Below are 16,580 nucleotides of genomic sequence, written 5' to 3'. Positions count from 1 at the left end.
TAAATTTGTATTATGTCAGGAGAGAAAGATTTACAGCAGTTGCTTAAAAGTATGAAACCGGAACATATTTCGGGAGATTACGTTTTTTGTAATGTTGAAACTTTAGAAAGTATACCTCTAAATGAGATAGTAATGTTGTTCAGAGAAAAAGAAGCAATTACGTTAATTCTTAAAAAAGAAATTGCCGATAAATTGAAACTGGAGTATTCAGTTGTGATGTCCTGGATCACACTTACGGTACATTCTTCCTTAGAAGCTGTTGGCTTAACAGCCGCATTTTCGAAAGCACTCTCTGATAAAAATATTAGCTGCAATGTTGTAGCTGCATTTTATCACGATCATATTTTTGTAAATAAAAAAGAAGTCGATAAGGCCCTGCAGATCTTGAATTCATTTTCAAATTAAATTAAGGATTTGAATTCTATTTGTAGTTAAGTATCATAAAAAGGAAAGTCTTTTAATTAAGATTTTCCTTTTTTTTTGGTTTTTATAAACAAGTTTTTTCTTTAAAAATAAATATAGAAAATTATAATAATTATAGAATAAAAAACTACGTTTGCAAATAAAATGAATAAACTACTATATTAATGAAAAAGACTCTTCTTTTTATTGTTTTACTAATTGTTTCTAGAAATTTTGCTCAAAATAATTCGAAAATCGCATTTCAAAAGAGCAGATACGAATTAGCTGTTTCTTATTATAAAAAAGCCGACTTTAAAAAAGCTATTGATTTATTTTACATTGCTTCTAAGATTAAACCAGAAAATGAAATTGGTCAGGAATCAGTAAAAAGAGTAGATACTTTAAAAGATCTTTTAAGAGGAAATATAATGACTCAGGTATTGGGCACTTGGAAAATGATGGGAGATAAACCAATTTGGGCAGTGAAGCAATCGAATACTGACTCCCAAAAAGATTTTGATGAACTAGTTGAGGTCAATCAAAATGAGATTTTATTTTTTGAAAAAAATAAAAAAACACAAGAAAAGAAACTGGTTAAATCTGAAAAACTGGTCTTTTATAATGAAAATTCAGATGCTTTATTTTCAGCTATTATTTTATCAGATGGTAGTATTTGGAATTGTATAGTTAATGAAAATTCAGATGAATTACATGTGATTAATATTGGTAAAAAAGGTGAAAATGGCGTCGAGACAATAGATAGCAATAATATCGAACTATTTTATGCCAGAGTAAAATAATAAAAAAAGGGAATCTATTTGATTCCCTTTTTTTATACATTAAAAACAGGTTGGTTTATAAAAATTTATAACCAAGGGAGATATTAGAAACGGCCGTTTTTACCTTTCTATTCGATGGGTCAAGATCTGAAACTCCAGCCAGGTATCTGTAATCAAGAGTCAATTTCCATAAATCTACACCAACTCCGCCAAGAACGCTGCTGTTGTTTTTTTCAATATTGATAGGATTCAGGCTATTGTTTGCTTTTATGTCAGAATAGTTTTTCCAGTTGTATCCGGCAAAAATACGGACATTCCCAAGTTTTCCTAAAGGAACTATTTTAAAACCAACAAGTAAGGTTGCATCAGTTCCTGATAATTTATACTCAGTTTCTCCAATTCCCGCTTGCGCAACGTTAAATTTTGATTGCGCATAACCAAACTCTCCCTGACCGTAAAACATTAATAAATTTACTCTTGCAAATCCAGCAACACCATAACCAGTTCCGGCACTTTTTGAGTTAAAATCACTGGTAATAGGAGAAGTAATGTTGTAAGAAAATTGAGGGCCAAATTGTATCAATTGTGCAAAACCATTTGCACTAATACATAATAATGCTGCTAAAATGAACTTTTTCATAACGGAATTTATTTTTTTAGATAGTATAAAATTAAATATTATTAATTGAAAAAAGAATGATTTATCTTATTTATTTTATGTATGTTTTTGATAATGAATAAAATGAGATTTAAGTGGCTCAATTAGACATGATTATCAAAATACCTTAAATTTGAGATTCTTAAAAAAATAATATTGTAATGGAAATTAAACCAATTGAAGCTTCACAAACCTGGCCAGTAAGGCATGAAGTAATGTGGCCTGATCGGCCTTTTGAGTTTGTTCAGTTAGAAGAAGATAATTTAGGTTTGCATTTTGGAGTTTTCGAGAAAGAAAAATTAGTTTCGATAGTTTCCTGTTTTATTATTGAAGATGAAATGCAGTTTAGAAAATTAGCCACTTTAGAAGAATTTCAGGGAAAAGGATTTGCTTCGGTTTTACTGCAATATATTCTGGATCTTGCAAAAGAAAAAAAATTAAGCAAAGTTTGGTGTAATGCCCGAACCCATAAAAAGTCATTTTATGAGAAATTTGGAATGATAGAGACACAACAAAATTTCACAAAAGCAGGACAGGAATTTACCATAATGGAAGTTTTGCTGTGAAAAAAGTGTATGAAATTTACAGATTAAAACCTTAAGAGTCTAATATTTGCGATTTTGTCTGTTTTTTGTTTATTTATTTACTTTTGTCGATCTGATTCTAATACTAAGCTGTTTTTTTGTGATTTTTCAGCAAAAAACGATACTATTTTATAATAATTTATATTTAATAAAATAATGAAAACGTTTTCGTCTTTACTAAATGTTAAAGCTTATAAAAAAATCTTTTTTTGTTTCGATACTTTCCTTACTTTCGCACCCAAATGAGAAAGTTAATAGTATTTTTAGTATTCATGAATTTGCTTCTGTTCGGCGGAGGTCAATATCTTAATGCTGGTACTCCTCAAAACTTTCATCAGCATACTCTTGAGAAAAAGCACCGAGTGAAATTCACCAATCAGGATCAGGGCAGTTCGATAATCGAAGATGCCGATGTAGATCTTGAAGAAGAATATCTTGGAAGTGATGATCTTAAAGATGGACTTACGAATAAGTTTTTTGCAACAAACTACAGTTTACTTGACAATTGGTACCTTTCCTTTTCAAGCCAGACTATTGTAAATGATTATAATCGTTTTAAAATCTTCGTGCCATTTTGTGGCCAGTCAAATCCTATTTACATTACCCAACAGGTTCTAAGAATTTGATTCAACAGTATACATCGGTTACCTAAGTTGTGATCCTGCATATCTTGTTGATGTATATTTTTTCTACTTCATCTTATATGAAAGTTAAGTTCTGACTAAGGCTACCTGATGCATTTTTTCATCTAAAGGAATCTCTGTATTCCAAGCATTCAATCGCTTAATTTCCAAACTAAATCATGAAAAGAATTATCTTGTTCACAGGCTTAATTGCCCTAGTGTGCCTTACTAGTTGTTCAACTAAAAAAGAAGAAAAAGAAGAAGCGGAAAAATTTACCGCAACAAATCCGGTATTAATGGATACTTCATTTGTAAAAGAGTATGTTTCTCAGATTAAATCTGTGCGTAACATCGAAATTCGTGCCCAGGAAAAAGGGTTTCTACAAAATATTTATGTTGATGAGGGTCAGTTTGTAAAAGCTGGACAGCTGTTGTTTAGAATTATGCCCAACATGTATCAGGCTGAATTGCTTAAAGCACAAGCTGAACAAAAATCAGTAGAAATCGAATTACAAAATTCAAAATTATTAGCAGATAAAAATATCGTTTCTAAAAACGAATTAAGTGTTGCTCAGGCAAAACTACAATCAGCAAAAGCCGAGGTTGCATTAGCAAAACTGCATTTATCATTTACTGAAATCCGAGCTCCGTTTGACGGAACGATTGACCGTATTCCGTTAAAACTTGGAAGTCTTATCGACGAAGGTGAATTATTGACCAGTCTTTCAGACAACAGTCAGATGTTTGCTTACTTCAATGTTTCGGAACCGGAATATTTACAATATCAGACCAACGTAAAAGACCGTGCTGATAATAAAGTGAGTTTGGTTTTGGCCAATGGTGATACTTTCAAAGAAAAAGGAAAAGTAGAACTTATCGAAAGTGAATTTAACAACGAAACCGGAAATATTGCCTTTAGAGCAAGATTTCCTAATTCAGGAAAATTACTGAGAAATGGTGAAACCGGACAAGTTCAAATGCTTGTACCGCTTAAAAATGCTGTTATAATTCCGCAAAAAGCGACTTACGAAATCCAGGATAAAAAATATGTTTTTGTTATTGATAAAAACAATAAAGTAAATTCAAGAGAAATTACCATTACAGGTGAAATTCCTGATTTATATGTGATTAAAACCGGACTTACTCAAAATGAGAAGATTTTACTTGAAGGAGTTCAGAAAGTAAAAGAGAATGACAAAATTAAATATGAATTCCAGTCTCCAAAAGAGGTAATGAATCATTTGCGCGTAAAAGCAGAGTAAGTAGCAGTATTCAAGTATTCAGTGTCAGTATTCAGTAACAGTTTATAGTGTTAAGTAGTATATAATTAGATAGTATTCAATAATAGTTTGCTTTTCACATTTTACATATTACAGTTTACATTTCACAGTGTTTTTACTCCTATTTGGTTTAATCATTAAAAAAATATAAAATGTTTAATAAATTTATTCAAAGACCTGTACTGTCGATAGTAATATCGCTTATAATTGTCTTTTTAGGGATATTGTCGGTATTAAGTTTACCTATTACGCAGTTCCCTACAATCTCACCACCAATGGTGAATGTTACCGCAGATTATCCTGGATCTAACGGTGAATTGATGATCAAGGCCGTTGTAATTCCTTTGGAAAGAGCCTTAAATGGAGTTCCCGGAATGAAATATATGGCTTCTGATGCCGGAAATGATGGTGAAGCGACTATAAAAGTAGTGTTTAACTTAGGAACAGATCCTAATCAGGCTGCAATTAACGTTCAGAACCGTGTAGCTTCGGTTACCAATAAATTACCTCCATTAGTAATTAGAGAAGGTATCAAAATTACCCGAGAAGTGCCGAGTATGTTGATGTACGTGAATCTTTACAGTACAGACAAAAATACCGACATGAAGTTCTTGTATAACTATGCTGATATCAACGTACTTTCAGAATTGAAAAGGGTAAATGGTATTGGTTCCGGAGATATCTTAGGAACACGTGAATATGCGATGCGTATCTGGTTGAAACCTGATCGTATGCTGGCTTATAAAATTTCTGCTGATGAAATAATGGAAGCATTATCCAGTCAGAGTTTGGAGGCTTCTCCTGGTAAAACAGGTGAAAGTTCCGGTAAGCGTTCTCAGGCATTTGAATATGTATTAAAATATTCAGGACGTTTTACAACCAAAGAGCAATACGAGAATATCGTTGTAAAATCAAACGCTAACGGGGAACTTTTACGTTTGAAAGATGTTGCGAAAGTAGAATTTGGTAGTTCGATGTATGATATTTATTCGAATTTAAATGGTAGACCATCTGCGGCTATTGTCTTGAAACAATCTTTTGGTAGTAATGCGAATCAGGTTATTGAAGAGGTAAAGGCTAAATTGGAAAAAATCAAGAAAAGATTCCCTAAAGGAATGGATTATGAAATTTCTTATGACGTTTCTAAATTCCTTGATGCCTCTATCGAAAAAGTAATTCATACCCTTGTTGAAGCTTTTATTCTGGTAGGTATAGTAGTATTCCTTTTCTTAGGAGACTGGCGTTCGACGGTTATTCCGGCAATTGCGGTTCCCGTATCCCTGATCGGTACGTTTGTGTTCATGACATTCTTTGATATTTCATTGAACTTAATTACATTATTTGCTTTAGTTCTGGCAATTGGGGTCGTCGTCGATGATGCCATTGTGGTAATCGAGGCCGTTCACGCCAAGATGGAAGAGGAGCATCTCTCGCCACTAAAAGCGACTAAAAAAGCGATGCACGAAATTGCAGGAGCGATTATAGCGATTACATTCTTAATGGCAGCGGTATTTATTCCGGTTGCATTTATGTCTGGTCCTGTTGGGGTATTTTACAGACAATTTTCTGTAACGATGGCAACGGCTATTATCCTTTCCGGTATTGTTGCTTTAACTTTGACACCGGCACTTTGTGCAATGATGTTAAAAAACAATCATGGTGAGGTTAAAAAGAAAACGCCTGTAAATGTATTTATAGACGGGTTTAATAATAAATTCAATTTAGCGCAAGGAAAATACCAAAATCTATTGGCTAAAATTGTAAACAGAAGAGCAGTTACTATTATTGCACTTCTTGGTTTTTGTGCCGGAACATGGTTGATTAGTAGTTCTGTTCCTTCCGGGTTTATCCCGAATGAGGATCAGGGTATGTTTTATGCTGTAATTCAAACACCACCAGGTTCATCATTAGAAAGAACCAATAATATTGCCGAAAGACTGCAAAAAATAGCTGAAAAAATTGATGGGGTAAAATCTGTTTCTTCATTAGCTGGTTATGAAATTTTGTCTGAAGGTACAGGTTCAAACTCAGGAACTTGTTTGGTGAACCTTAAAGACTGGAGTGACAGAAAACATTCTGTTCTTGAGATTATGGCCGAAATGGAAGAAAAATCGAAAGATATTGCAGGTGCCAATATTGAGTTTTTTCAACCGCCTGCTGTACCGGGATATGGTGCTGCCGGAGGATTTGAACTTCGTTTGTTAGATAAGACAGGTTCTAATGATTACAAAAAAATGGAGCAGGTAAATAACGATTTTGTTAAGGAGTTAAATACTCATCCGGAATTATCTAACGTGTTCAGTTTTTATAGCTCTAGTTTCCCTCAATACATGATGAAGGTAGACAACGATATGGCTCAACAAAAAGGAGTTTCTATCGAAAACGCCATGAATACTTTGTCAACTCTTGTGGGAAGTAACTACGAAATTAGTTTTATTAAATACGGAATCAACTATAAAGTAATTGTTCAGGCTTCTCCGGAGTACCGTGCTCAGCCGGATGATATTTTAAAGTTGTATGTAAAAAACAATCGTGATGAAATGGTTCCTTTTTCTGCTTTTATGAGATTAGAAAAAGTGTATGGACTTTCTGAAATTACGAGACATAACATGTACACTTCGACACAAATTAGTGGTTCTGCTGCACCGGGCTATAGTTCTGGTACAGCGATTAAAGTAATTCAGGAAGTTGCGGCTAAAAAATTGCCTAGAGGATATGATATTGACTGGGCAGGTATTTCTGCCGATGAGGTTGCTCAGGGTAATCAGGCTATTTGGGTATTCTTAATCTGTTTAGGATTTGTTTACCTGGTATTAGCAGCTCAATACGAAAGTTTTATTTTGCCATTATCTGTAATCCTTTCTTTACCAGCTGGTATTTTTGGAGCTTTCTTATTATTGAAGTTAACAGGATTAGAGAATAATATTTATGCTCAGGTAGCGATGGTAATGCTTATTGGTTTACTGGGTAAAAATGCCGTACTGATTGTAGAGTTTGCGATACAGCGACATGCAGCAGGAAGATCAGTACTTGAAGCCGCAATGGAGGGAGCGAAAGCGAGGTTCCGTCCTATTTTGATGACTTCATTTGCTTTTATTGCGGGATTATTGCCACTTGCTTTTGCTACTGGTCCTGGTAAAATTGGTAACAGAACTATTGGTACTGCCGCAGCCGGAGGGATGCTTATAGGAACTATTTGTGGGGTATTTGTAATACCGGGCTTATATTTCATTTTTGCCAAAATTGCAGAGAAACATAAATTGGTAAAACATGAAGAAGAAAATCCATTAACAGAAGAAATTGATAACAATCATGTATAAATTTAAATCATATCAATATGGTATTGCATTAGGTATATGTCTTACGGTTGCAGGGTGTAAAGCTCCTGCGCCTGAGGCAGCACCTACTACAAGTGCGCCAGTTCCCGAGTCGTTTGGTACAACAGCTCAAACCCAGGATTCGAACAACACCTCAGCTTTACAATGGAAAGATTACTTTAAGGATCAAAACCTTGTAGATTTGATTGATGTTGCTTTAAAAAACAATCAGGAATTAAACATCACTTTACAGGAAATCGAAATCGCAAAGAATGATATCCGTGTAAAAAAAGGACTTTTATTACCAACAGTTGGTGTTCGCGCAGGAGCGGGAGTAGAAAAAGTGGGTAGATATACCAGCCAGGGTGCCGGTGATGCTACTACAGAAATCAAACCGGGTGTAGAGACACCTGATCCGTTAGGTGATTTTACCATATCGGCTTACGCAAACTGGGAAGTTGATATCTGGAAAAAATTACGCAATTCTAAAAAAGCGGCATTAAACAGGTATTTAGCGACTGTTGAGGGTAAAAATTTCGTGATTACCAATCTTATTGCTGAAGTAGCAGATTCATATTATGAATTAATGGCTTTAGACACTCAGTTGGATATTGTGAAACAAACCATCAAATTGCAAAGTAACGCTTTAGAAATTGTAAAAATTCAGAAGCAGGCTGCAAGAGCAACAGAGCTAGGGGTTAAAAAGTTTGAGGCAGAGGTTTTAACTTCAAAAAGTCTGGAGTTTGATATTCTGCAACAAATAAAAGAAGCCGAGAATAAAATCAACTTTTTGTTGGGTAGATATCCACAGGAAATTAAGAGAACAACCAGCACCAACTTCTTAAGTTTATTGCCTGCTGCTGTGAGTTCAGGAATTCCGTCTCAATTATTATCAAATCGTCCGGACGTTAAACAAGCAGAACTAGAATTGGTAGCGGCAAAATTAGACGTAAAAGTAGCTCATGCAGAGTTTTATCCTTCATTGGATATTTCTGCTGCGGTAGGGGTAAATGCTTTCAAGCCTTCTTATCTGTTTACTTTTCCGGAATCTATTTTATATTCATTAGCAGGAGATCTTGCCGCACCATTGATCAACAGAAATGCGATCAAAGCAGAATTTGCAAGTGCCAATGCAAGACAGCTTCAGGCGTTGTACAATTACGATCGTACGGTTTTGAATGCTTATTTAGAAGTATCAAACCAACTTTCTAAGATCGAAAATCTTCAAAAAGGATATGATCTTAAATCGCAACAAGTAGATGCCTTAAATACTTCTATTGATGTTTCTAACGATTTGTTTAAATCAGCCAGAGTAGATTATTTCGAAGTGTTAATGACACAACGTGATGCATTAGAAGCAAAATTAGAATTGGTTGATACTAAAAAAGAACAATTGAATGCTGCAGTCCATGTTTATAGAGACTTAGGCGGCGGTTGGAAATAATATTGCCCGTTAATTTGTAGATAAAAAGCCTTTCGAGATTTAAACCTTGAAAGGCTTTTTTGTGTTCTCTTATGAAGAAGAGTTAATCTTTATAATTTATTTAGGCACCGATATTTTTACTTTAAATCCTTTATCAGGTGCTGTATCAAAATCAATAGTTCCTTTAACAGCCTCAATACGGCTTTCCATATTTTGGAGGCCATTTTTTACCATCTTAGTTTTTTCGCAGCCTTTACCATTATCAGTATAATTTATTAAGATTGATTTTTGATCATTTTCAAATTTTATAACAACCAGATTTGCCTCACTGTGCTTTTTCATATTCACCATTAATTCCTGTAAAATGCGGCTAATGGTAATCTTTTTTATAGCATCAATAATTTCCCAGTCTATATCTTCTAAATTAGTTACGATTATATTTCTTTCGCTTGTATTAAAAGCCGAAAGCATTTCTTTTATGCTGTTGGTAAAATCTATGCCGGTATCAATTCTATTGTTTTCTCTTGAAATTCCTCTCACACGGCTGTAGATATCATCTAATTTTTGAAGTAAATTCTCTTTGCTACTTTCCTTAGATAAGGACTGAGATTCTGCAAAAGCAATCACGTGATATACATCGTTTGCCAGTTCATCGTGGATTTTTTTAGCAATTCGGGTTTCAGTGTTGTACGAAGTCCTGAATTCTATAGCCCTGTTTTTATTTCGATAATACCGTATTAAAATTGCAATTAAAATGACTAAAAAGATAAAAGCAATGACAAATACAATCCGCAGGTATTTGGCTTTTTGAAGGGATAAGAGGTTTTCTGCTTTTTCTAAACGAAGTTTTGCATTTTCATCCTTTTCTTTTTTAGAATCATATTTAATTTTGGCAAATTTATTTTTAAAGTTATTTCGAACCTTAATAATACTGTCGTTTAAAGAAAAGTACCTCTGCACATATTGGCTGTTTTGCGCACTGTGATCATTTGAAATTAAAATTTGCAGCGCTTCTAATCTTTCGTCAACACTATTTAGTTTTGTAGCTGCATGGTAAGCTGCAAAAGCATTTTTATTTGATTTTTGAATGTCTTTTTTAGCGTAATAATCGGCAAGGTGTAAATAACTTTCAATACTTCCATAAGTATCTTTAAATTCATTTCTGGTCTGGAGCGCTTGATTCATTAAAGAGAATCCCTTTTCATCTCTACCATTCTTAAAATAGGCATACCCCAGGTTATCTAGAATTAGGGATTTCTTAGTTGATAGAGCTTTTTCCTCTAATAATTTTTTGCTTAAAAGAGATTCTAAAAGATCAATTGCCTCCCCGTATTTTTTTTGCTGTATGTAAACAGCTGCAATATTGTTTAGAGGGTATAGATTATCAAGATTTTTATTATCATTAACAGCTTCTTTATAATAAAAAATGGCATCATCATACAGAGAAAGTTCTTTGTCAGCAATGCCTAATCTAGTATTTATGTCAGCTGTATATATATTCTTTTTTCTAAAATAAGATAACGCTTCGGTTGCAGTTTCCTTACTGCCATAATAGTCCCCATTGACTTGTTGAATTGCTGCTATTTGAGTAAGTATCCACCCTATATTAGCGCTGTCTTTTAAAGTTTCATAAAGTATTTTTGACTCATTAAACTTGTAAAAAGCAATATTAAAGTTTTGTTTCTTAAAGTGTTCAATCCCCTTATTTCGTAGACTAAGTGCCTCTTTTCGTATAGGTTCTGTATTAATATTGATGACCTTTTTTTCTTTACAGGAAAAGAGAAAAAGAAGAATGATAAAATAAAAAAACGGGGACCGTAACATATAAATTTACTTTCCCCGAAAATAGTAATTAATTAGATACTAAAAACATATATTTAGTGATCAGTTTCCGGTGTCGGAGGTGGTGCTCCGGAACCATCACCAGGACCATCAGCGTAAGTCGCTTTTAATGGATTAACAGTTTTTTGTATATCCTGTTTTGTTTGTGTTTCATACTCATCAGGAGTACAAGAAAATATGGTAAATAATAACGCAAAAGCGATAAAAATAGATAGTGTTTTCATTTTGATTTAATTTAGAAATTAGACATAAGTATTGCTGTCCGGCTTTATCCAGAGCTTGTATATGGCAATACCAATTGATTTTTGAGAAGTAAAGCTTGTAGAACTGTAAGACCTTATTTTATACTTCTCGAATAAATTCAGTCTTACGATTTTCTACATTGCTAATTTGAACTAGTTTTACGTTTTGTTTAATCTGCAGATATAAACTTGAACTAATTTCTATGGCAAAGGAAAGGCGCTTTGAGCCCTTTAGACATAAGGGATTCCCAGAATTCCCGCGTTTTCCTGAGATTCCCATGAATTCCCAATACTATAAAAATGCAAAGCCTGTTTTTGTATTAATTGTTAATTATTACTAAATAAATCCCTATTAGAATAGATGCAATAAGCCAGAAAAAAGTTGGCTGAACTGTTAAAAAAAAATGTAGAAATAATATGTAATTGGAATAAAAATTGAATGTGCTGGTATAGATTTGAATTGTAGAAGTCAAAAAATAAAAGCATAGAAAATTTTGAGGTGAAAAATAAAAATAACGGGGACAAAGAGGTTCTTAAAAAAGGCAAGATGAATAATACATTAGAGGAATTTAAAAAAGAGATTAAAATTAAATATGAACTCGAAAAAGATGGCGAACACTTTGATTATTTGTATAGTCCTTCTCGCGGAAAACTCCGGGATTTGTGTTGGCTTATTTTCGAGAATAATCCCACTCAGGATGATCTAAATGTTTTTAGGAATTTATTATGCTTAGATTTTGACCATACCAAAAAGAATAAGTTCAAGGAACAAAAAGATAAGTTCCGTCCTATTGAAACCTTTTTTAAAGGTGAAACAGATCCATTGAATATTGATGCCATAAATCTTGCAGCAGTTTTAGTTGATTTTCAACCGCGCCCTTTTAAAAAGTTTAATAATAAATGTAGAATTGACGAAGCAAAACGGATTGAAAGCGCTGATAAAGTTATATCAGTCGTTGAAATAGAGAAAGAAGTCATAGCGGTAAGGAGTTTGGTTGAAAATGAACATGGAGAGTCGAAAGAGAATCCTGAAAAAGGAAATCTTTTTTTAAATTTTGCAGCTATATTTTCTAAAAAAATTGGTCAGAAGATATATCCAAGAAAAATAATTACGGTTGCAATTGGAGCGGCTGCCCTGGTGTCTTCTGCATGTTTATACTTTGTGCAGAAAAAAGATTAGATAGAAGAATTTCTAAATGAAGAGGGAAAGCACTTTTGAAAATAAAATGCAGAGAGAGGTAAAAAAAATAATTTTTTGAGGAGTAATTTAAGGGCTTGAATAGTTTGTTTTTTGGCATATAGTATCTGTTATTTATACTATAAAGATAAGTAAAAATAACCAATAAACCTACTGATTATCAGTAAAATTATCGTTTTTTTTTGCTTTTAAGTGCATGTTTTTTTTGAATTTATTCACTGTTTTAGCATTAATTTTGGAGGCAATAAAACTTGTTTTTCCCAGCCGCGGGATTGTAATAAAATTATTTATATTTATAAACTATTAGAATAGATTTTGATTCTGGTAACGATCCGTTAAAAAAACATCTTTATGAAAAAGCTTCTTATACTATTAATTGTTGTATGCACTTTTGGTTGTAAAAAATATGTAGTCTCATTTGAGCAGCCAACCAATATGAAACTTGACAACTTAAAACTGGAAGTACTTCTGGATAAAAAGAAAGTTCAGGAAATGAGCTTAAAAGCAACAAATGCATTGCCAGGTTATGAAACAGCAGAACTGCCAGTATCAGATGAAGGAAAGCACCTGCTTCAGGTTAAAGTAAAAGATACAACCTTTAGTTATACTATAAATTATCCGGAGGAAAGATATATTCTTGTGACCGCTCACTTAAAAAAGAATGGTAAGATTAATATCGGAATCTTAAAACAGCAATATTCGTTTAGATTTCAGAGATAAATGGTTTTATTTCAAATACAAAAGCCTTTCACAATTGAGTAGCGAAAGGCTTTTTATATTTTTAAGGATTAGTTTTAAGATAAAAAATCTTTAAACCACAATCCGGAATGTTTGATGGTTCTTTGTTGTGTTTCGAAGTCCACATGAATTAATCCGAATCTGGCATTGTAACCTTCTGCCCATTCGAAGTTATCAGTCAGGCTCCAGACAAAATAACCTTCGACATTCAGACCGTCTTTTTTAGCTTTTAGAATTTGTTCTAAATGATCCTGGATATAATGGGTGCGTTTGATGTCGTATACTTTTCCATTGCTTAGAGTATCGGGAAAAGCAGCACCATTTTCGGTAATAATTATTTTTTTTATGCCTTTGTAGTCGTTGAATTTTTTAAGTACGTGATAAAGCGCGGGAGGGTAGACTTCCCATCCCATGTCGGTTGAAATCACATTTCTTTTTTCGGCACTGATTAGTTCGGCACCAATATACGGAATCAACATAGCTGCTTTTACGACTTCGCGCGTGTAACATTGCAGGCCTATAAAATCGAAATCAAAAGATAAATTGTTGAGATCGTCTCCTAAAATATAGTTGTTGAGTTTTTTTAGCACCGGCAAATCGGCTTGAGGATACCCCAGTCCTAAAATAGGTTCTATAAAAGTTCTGTTCAGTAAGGTATCAACCCGCTTTGCAGCTTCGACATCTTTTGGGTTTTGTGTTGCGGGCTCGATATGGGTACAGGAAAAAGTAGTACCAATATTAGCCTCAGGAATGAGTTCCCGCAGTGTTTTTGCACCGGCTGCCGTAGCCAGCGTTACATGATGCATGGCTTTAAGATAATTACTAATTCCTTTTTTGCCCGGAGCGTGAACACCCAGAAAATAGCCTGCTCCTGTAAAAACCGAAGGTTCATTGATCACCATCCAGTTTTTGACACGATCGCCAAAATGTTGCGCACACACTTCAACATATTCAGCAAACCAGGAAACTGAGCTTCGATTGGTCCAGCCGCCTTTTGTTTCTAAAGCATGTGGTAAATCCCAGTGATAAAGTGTAATCCAGGGCTCTATTCCGGATGCCAGTAAAGAATCGATGATTTTGTTGTAGTAATCGATACCGGATTGATTTACAGGATGAACTCCTGTTGGCATAATTCTGGGCCAACTGATCGAAAACCTAAAATTAGGAATGTTTAATTCCCGAATTAAGTCGATATCAGTTTGGTATGAATTATAGAAATCGCAGGCAGTCAGGGCATGATGTCCGTTTTTTATTTTTCCTTTTTGAGTGGTAAAAACATCCCAGATCGAAGAACCTTTTCCGTCCGAATCATGTGCGCCCTCAATTTGGAAAGCAGCGGTTGAAACACCCCACAAGAAATCATCTCCAAATTGGCCTTTGTTTAAAAATGAGTTCTCAATTTTATTCATTCAAATAGTATTTCCTTTATTTATATTGTTTTATATTAATGAAGGAAAGACGATTGCATAGCTCTTAAAAACAGCCATTCTTTGAAGGAAACCAGAAAATTTAGGTTGAAGAATTTCATAACGTTTAGTTTTAATCAAATTAATAAAACTAATATGAATTCAGTGTAAATGTTTTATTATCAAATTGTTAAATGTAAATGGGAAGATGATTAATCTTCCCATCCGCAAATTGTTAAACCTAAACCCTGAGCTCTTTTGAGTGATGTTTTTGCAATTTCACTGCGACAACTCGATAAACCGCGGCAGGTTTGTTTATAATGGTATTTTTTGGCTCCGGCAGATCCGCAAATAAATACACTTGTTTCAGGAGGACAAAAAGAGGTCGAAAAAATAAAAAGCAGTAATACGGGTAAATTATATTTCATAGGTGGGTTATTTAACGATTAAATGGTATTCATTACCCTTTTTGTCTAAGGCTTTTAGTTTTCCGTACGAAATCCATTCGGTGTTGATTTCAATTTCGGCCAGGGTATCACAAATTAAAATTCCGGCACCGTATTTCTTTTGAACATTAATATTTCCAAAAACAGAATCTCCTTTTGAATTCACGCCTTTTATATCATAATTGTATTTATAATGGCCTGAATTTCCGGTTCTGTATTTGTATTGATAGTGGGTATCAACATGATAAGTTTTAGCTTCTTCCGGTGTAATAATTTTACGATCGTCTGATGTAATAACCTCCTGGTAAAATGTTTTTATTTGTAGTGGAGGCGGAGCAGAAGCTTTCTTGCAGGAAAGCATTGTAAAGAGTAAAAAAAATAGTTTGTAATTTTTTTGCATAGGCATTTTTGGGTAGAAGATGTTGAATATAAAATCAGTTTTTTACGGGATCAATAATCAAAGAATAGTAAGAGACTTTGGCAGAAATAAGTTCTTTAGGAGGCGTGTTAATTTGAATTTTTATCGGTTTCGTAAAGTGCAACAGTCTCTAATAATTCTTTTTCAAATTGGTAAATATCATCAATAGTTGCAATTGGTAATTTGGTTTCGATTTTATTTTCATGAAATAAGCTTATGTATTTTTTTCCTCCGTTTAGATGTAATCTGCATAAAGGTTTACGATTATTGTCGTCTAGCAAAATCCCGAAATACGATTGTGTATCGCGATGTACGATTCGGCTGGTTGGTAGTTTTCTGCGTAAAATAGCAACGACTATACGATGACCGTCTAATTCTTCTTCGGTTGTAATAGTTTTAGTATCATCCTCAACGATTACAGTTTCTTCGTCTTGCTGTTTAATGGTTTCTTTAGTTAAAGCAGCATTTAGACGATCATTAATTTTATCATTAATGTATTGACTTACTGATTTCTGAACTAAATCTTTAAACTCATCTAAAACTTTTTCAGTAAGTCTGCCTGTATAAACTTTATTGGCAAAAAGTTTTGTGAATTCGTTGGAAGGATTTTCTAATTCTGCATTGATTTGCTTCTTAATTTCTTTGATATATTTTAAAGAACTTGCATTACTTACTATATTATTGACATCGAAATTAGCTTTATGAAATTTTGTAATTTCGTTGATCGTGTTTTCTTTAAGATTTGTAATATCAAATTCCAGAAATGGTTTTTCGTCCATTTTATTCTGATCATCCAGGTCAGTAAAAAACTGATACGTGATACCATTGGTTAAAAGTGCAAATCGGGTTTTGGTCACATGAAAGTAGCGAAATAATTGTGAATTATGAACCGTAAGTTTTTCTTTCCAGCTTTTGCATTCGACTATAATAATAGGTTCTCCGTTCTGAAAAATGGCATAATCTACTTTCTCTCCTTTTTTTAATCCCAGATCTGCGGTAAATTCAGGAACTACTTCAAGCGGATTAAAAGCATCGTAACCCAAAATGTGTATAAAAGGCAGTACGAAAGCATGTTTGGTAGATTCTTCAGTTTCGATTTTATTTTTTAGCTGATTGATTTTATCCGCTAATGATTTTAATTGAATATTAATTTCCATTGTTTTTAAGTTTAGATTATAATTCAAATGTAAAACCAATAAAAATCAGTATTTTATGGAAATCCGT

Annotated in this window: 16 protein-coding genes; 9 read left to right on the top strand and 7 right to left on the bottom strand. The window is 33.5% G+C overall.

Features of this window, described 5'->3' with window-relative positions:
* Positions 1 to 12 precede the first annotated feature (12 nt).
* The gene (locus ACQY44_RS01890) at positions 13 to 405 is read left to right on the top strand and encodes an ACT domain-containing protein (RefSeq protein WP_428228729.1); all 393 of its coding nucleotides are present in this window, start codon (positions 13 to 15) and stop codon (positions 403 to 405) included.
* A gap of 182 nt (positions 406 to 587) precedes the next feature.
* Entirely contained in the window at positions 588 to 1,202 is a 615-nt protein-coding gene (locus tag ACQY44_RS01885) for a tetratricopeptide repeat protein (protein WP_428228728.1), read from the top strand.
* A gap of 55 nt (positions 1,203 to 1,257) precedes the next feature.
* Here the strand turns inward: ACQY44_RS01885 and ACQY44_RS01880 are convergent, their stop codons facing one another.
* Positions 1,258 to 1,821 (bottom strand): hypothetical protein, encoded by a 564-nt coding sequence (locus ACQY44_RS01880; protein WP_428228727.1) that lies wholly within the window; start codon positions 1,819 to 1,821, stop codon positions 1,258 to 1,260.
* 179 nt (positions 1,822 to 2,000) lie between these two features.
* Between ACQY44_RS01880 and ACQY44_RS01875 the strand changes: the two genes are divergently transcribed.
* The 5 genes from ACQY44_RS01875 to ACQY44_RS01855 all read left to right on the top strand — a co-directional run bounded on the left by ACQY44_RS01875 (position 2,001) and on the right by ACQY44_RS01855 (position 9,087).
* On the top strand, positions 2,001 to 2,405 hold the full coding sequence (locus ACQY44_RS01875; protein ID WP_428228726.1) for a GNAT family N-acetyltransferase: 405 nt from the start codon (positions 2,001 to 2,003) through the stop codon (positions 2,403 to 2,405).
* A gap of 260 nt (positions 2,406 to 2,665) precedes the next feature.
* Positions 2,666 to 3,049 (top strand): hypothetical protein, encoded by a 384-nt coding sequence (locus tag ACQY44_RS01870; protein ID WP_428228725.1) that lies wholly within the window; start codon positions 2,666 to 2,668, stop codon positions 3,047 to 3,049.
* Between the two features lie 176 nt (positions 3,050 to 3,225).
* Positions 3,226 to 4,308, top strand: a complete 1,083-nt coding sequence (locus tag ACQY44_RS01865) for an efflux RND transporter periplasmic adaptor subunit (RefSeq protein WP_428228724.1) — start codon at positions 3,226 to 3,228, stop codon at positions 4,306 to 4,308.
* Between the two features lie 170 nt (positions 4,309 to 4,478).
* Positions 4,479 to 7,646, top strand: coding sequence for an efflux RND transporter permease subunit (locus tag ACQY44_RS01860; protein WP_428228723.1), 3,168 nt, complete (start codon positions 4,479 to 4,481; stop codon positions 7,644 to 7,646).
* Positions 7,639 to 9,087, top strand: a complete 1,449-nt coding sequence (locus ACQY44_RS01855; protein WP_428228722.1) for a TolC family protein — start codon at positions 7,639 to 7,641, stop codon at positions 9,085 to 9,087. The genes ACQY44_RS01860 and ACQY44_RS01855 overlap by 8 nt, the downstream gene beginning before the upstream one ends.
* A gap of 96 nt (positions 9,088 to 9,183) precedes the next feature.
* Here ACQY44_RS01855 and ACQY44_RS01850 read toward each other — a convergent pair whose 3' ends face one another.
* Positions 9,184 to 10,890, bottom strand: coding sequence for a tetratricopeptide repeat-containing sensor histidine kinase (locus tag ACQY44_RS01850; RefSeq protein ID WP_428228721.1), 1,707 nt, complete (start codon positions 10,888 to 10,890; stop codon positions 9,184 to 9,186).
* Between the two features lie 53 nt (positions 10,891 to 10,943).
* The gene (locus ACQY44_RS01845; protein ID WP_428228720.1) at positions 10,944 to 11,132 is read right to left on the bottom strand and encodes a hypothetical protein; all 189 of its coding nucleotides are present in this window, start codon (positions 11,130 to 11,132) and stop codon (positions 10,944 to 10,946) included.
* A 517-nt stretch (positions 11,133 to 11,649) separates the two neighbouring features.
* On the opposite strand from ACQY44_RS01845, the gene ACQY44_RS01840 reads away from it, so the two are divergent.
* Together ACQY44_RS01840 and ACQY44_RS01835 are read left to right on the top strand one after the other, a co-directional pair.
* The gene (locus ACQY44_RS01840; protein ID WP_428228719.1) at positions 11,650 to 12,330 is read left to right on the top strand and encodes a hypothetical protein; all 681 of its coding nucleotides are present in this window, start codon (positions 11,650 to 11,652) and stop codon (positions 12,328 to 12,330) included.
* Positions 12,331 to 12,699: 369 nt separating this feature from the next.
* Positions 12,700 to 13,068: a hypothetical protein gene (locus ACQY44_RS01835; RefSeq protein WP_428228718.1), complete on the top strand. Its 369-nt coding sequence runs from the start codon at positions 12,700 to 12,702 to the stop codon at positions 13,066 to 13,068.
* Positions 13,069 to 13,142: 74 nt separating this feature from the next.
* On the opposite strand, the gene ACQY44_RS01830 is transcribed toward ACQY44_RS01835, so the two are convergent.
* The 4 genes from ACQY44_RS01830 to ACQY44_RS01815 all read right to left on the bottom strand — a co-directional run bounded on the left by ACQY44_RS01830 (position 13,143) and on the right by ACQY44_RS01815 (position 16,513).
* Positions 13,143 to 14,495 (bottom strand): GH1 family beta-glucosidase, encoded by a 1,353-nt coding sequence (locus ACQY44_RS01830; RefSeq protein ID WP_428228717.1) that lies wholly within the window; start codon positions 14,493 to 14,495, stop codon positions 13,143 to 13,145.
* A gap of 209 nt (positions 14,496 to 14,704) precedes the next feature.
* Positions 14,705 to 14,920 (bottom strand): hypothetical protein, encoded by a 216-nt coding sequence (locus tag ACQY44_RS01825; RefSeq protein WP_428228716.1) that lies wholly within the window; start codon positions 14,918 to 14,920, stop codon positions 14,705 to 14,707.
* Between the two features lie 7 nt (positions 14,921 to 14,927).
* The gene (locus tag ACQY44_RS01820) at positions 14,928 to 15,338 is read right to left on the bottom strand and encodes a hypothetical protein (RefSeq protein ID WP_428228715.1); all 411 of its coding nucleotides are present in this window, start codon (positions 15,336 to 15,338) and stop codon (positions 14,928 to 14,930) included.
* Between the two features lie 107 nt (positions 15,339 to 15,445).
* The gene (locus ACQY44_RS01815; protein ID WP_428228714.1) at positions 15,446 to 16,513 is read right to left on the bottom strand and encodes a type I restriction endonuclease; all 1,068 of its coding nucleotides are present in this window, start codon (positions 16,511 to 16,513) and stop codon (positions 15,446 to 15,448) included.
* Positions 16,514 to 16,580 lie beyond the last annotated feature (67 nt).

The sequence above is a fragment of the Flavobacterium sp. genome, assembly GCF_965277525.1.
In the GTDB taxonomy this organism is placed as follows: Bacteria; Bacteroidota; Bacteroidia; order Flavobacteriales; family Flavobacteriaceae; genus Flavobacterium.
The sequence above is the reverse complement of the archived record's forward strand: the minus strand, read 5'-3'. Positions and strand labels throughout refer to the sequence as shown.

Bases quoted from the DNA above. Each gene is read 5' to 3' on its own strand.
- ACQY44_RS01890 (WP_428228729.1), top strand. From the start codon at position 13: ATGTCAGGAGAGAAAGATTTACAGCAGTTGCTTAAAAGTATGAAACCG.
- ACQY44_RS01885 (WP_428228728.1), top strand. From the start codon at position 588: ATGAAAAAGACTCTTCTTTTTATTGTTTTACTAATTGTTTCTAGAAAT.
- ACQY44_RS01880 (WP_428228727.1), bottom strand. From the start codon at position 1,821: ATGAAAAAGTTCATTTTAGCAGCATTATTATGTATTAGTGCAAATGGT.
- ACQY44_RS01875 (WP_428228726.1), top strand. From the start codon at position 2,001: ATGGAAATTAAACCAATTGAAGCTTCACAAACCTGGCCAGTAAGGCAT.
- ACQY44_RS01870 (WP_428228725.1), top strand. From the start codon at position 2,666: ATGAGAAAGTTAATAGTATTTTTAGTATTCATGAATTTGCTTCTGTTC.
- ACQY44_RS01865 (WP_428228724.1), top strand. From the start codon at position 3,226: ATGAAAAGAATTATCTTGTTCACAGGCTTAATTGCCCTAGTGTGCCTT.
- ACQY44_RS01860 (WP_428228723.1), top strand. From the start codon at position 4,479: ATGTTTAATAAATTTATTCAAAGACCTGTACTGTCGATAGTAATATCG.
- ACQY44_RS01855 (WP_428228722.1), top strand. From the start codon at position 7,639: ATGTATAAATTTAAATCATATCAATATGGTATTGCATTAGGTATATGT.
- ACQY44_RS01850 (WP_428228721.1), bottom strand. From the start codon at position 10,890: ATGTTACGGTCCCCGTTTTTTTATTTTATCATTCTTCTTTTTCTCTTT.
- ACQY44_RS01845 (WP_428228720.1), bottom strand. From the start codon at position 11,132: ATGAAAACACTATCTATTTTTATCGCTTTTGCGTTATTATTTACCATA.
- ACQY44_RS01835 (WP_428228718.1), top strand. From the start codon at position 12,700: ATGAAAAAGCTTCTTATACTATTAATTGTTGTATGCACTTTTGGTTGT.
- ACQY44_RS01830 (WP_428228717.1), bottom strand. From the start codon at position 14,495: ATGAATAAAATTGAGAACTCATTTTTAAACAAAGGCCAATTTGGAGAT.
- ACQY44_RS01825 (WP_428228716.1), bottom strand. From the start codon at position 14,920: ATGAAATATAATTTACCCGTATTACTGCTTTTTATTTTTTCGACCTCT.
- ACQY44_RS01820 (WP_428228715.1), bottom strand. From the start codon at position 15,338: ATGCAAAAAAATTACAAACTATTTTTTTTACTCTTTACAATGCTTTCC.
- ACQY44_RS01815 (WP_428228714.1), bottom strand. From the start codon at position 16,513: ATGGAAATTAATATTCAATTAAAATCATTAGCGGATAAAATCAATCAG.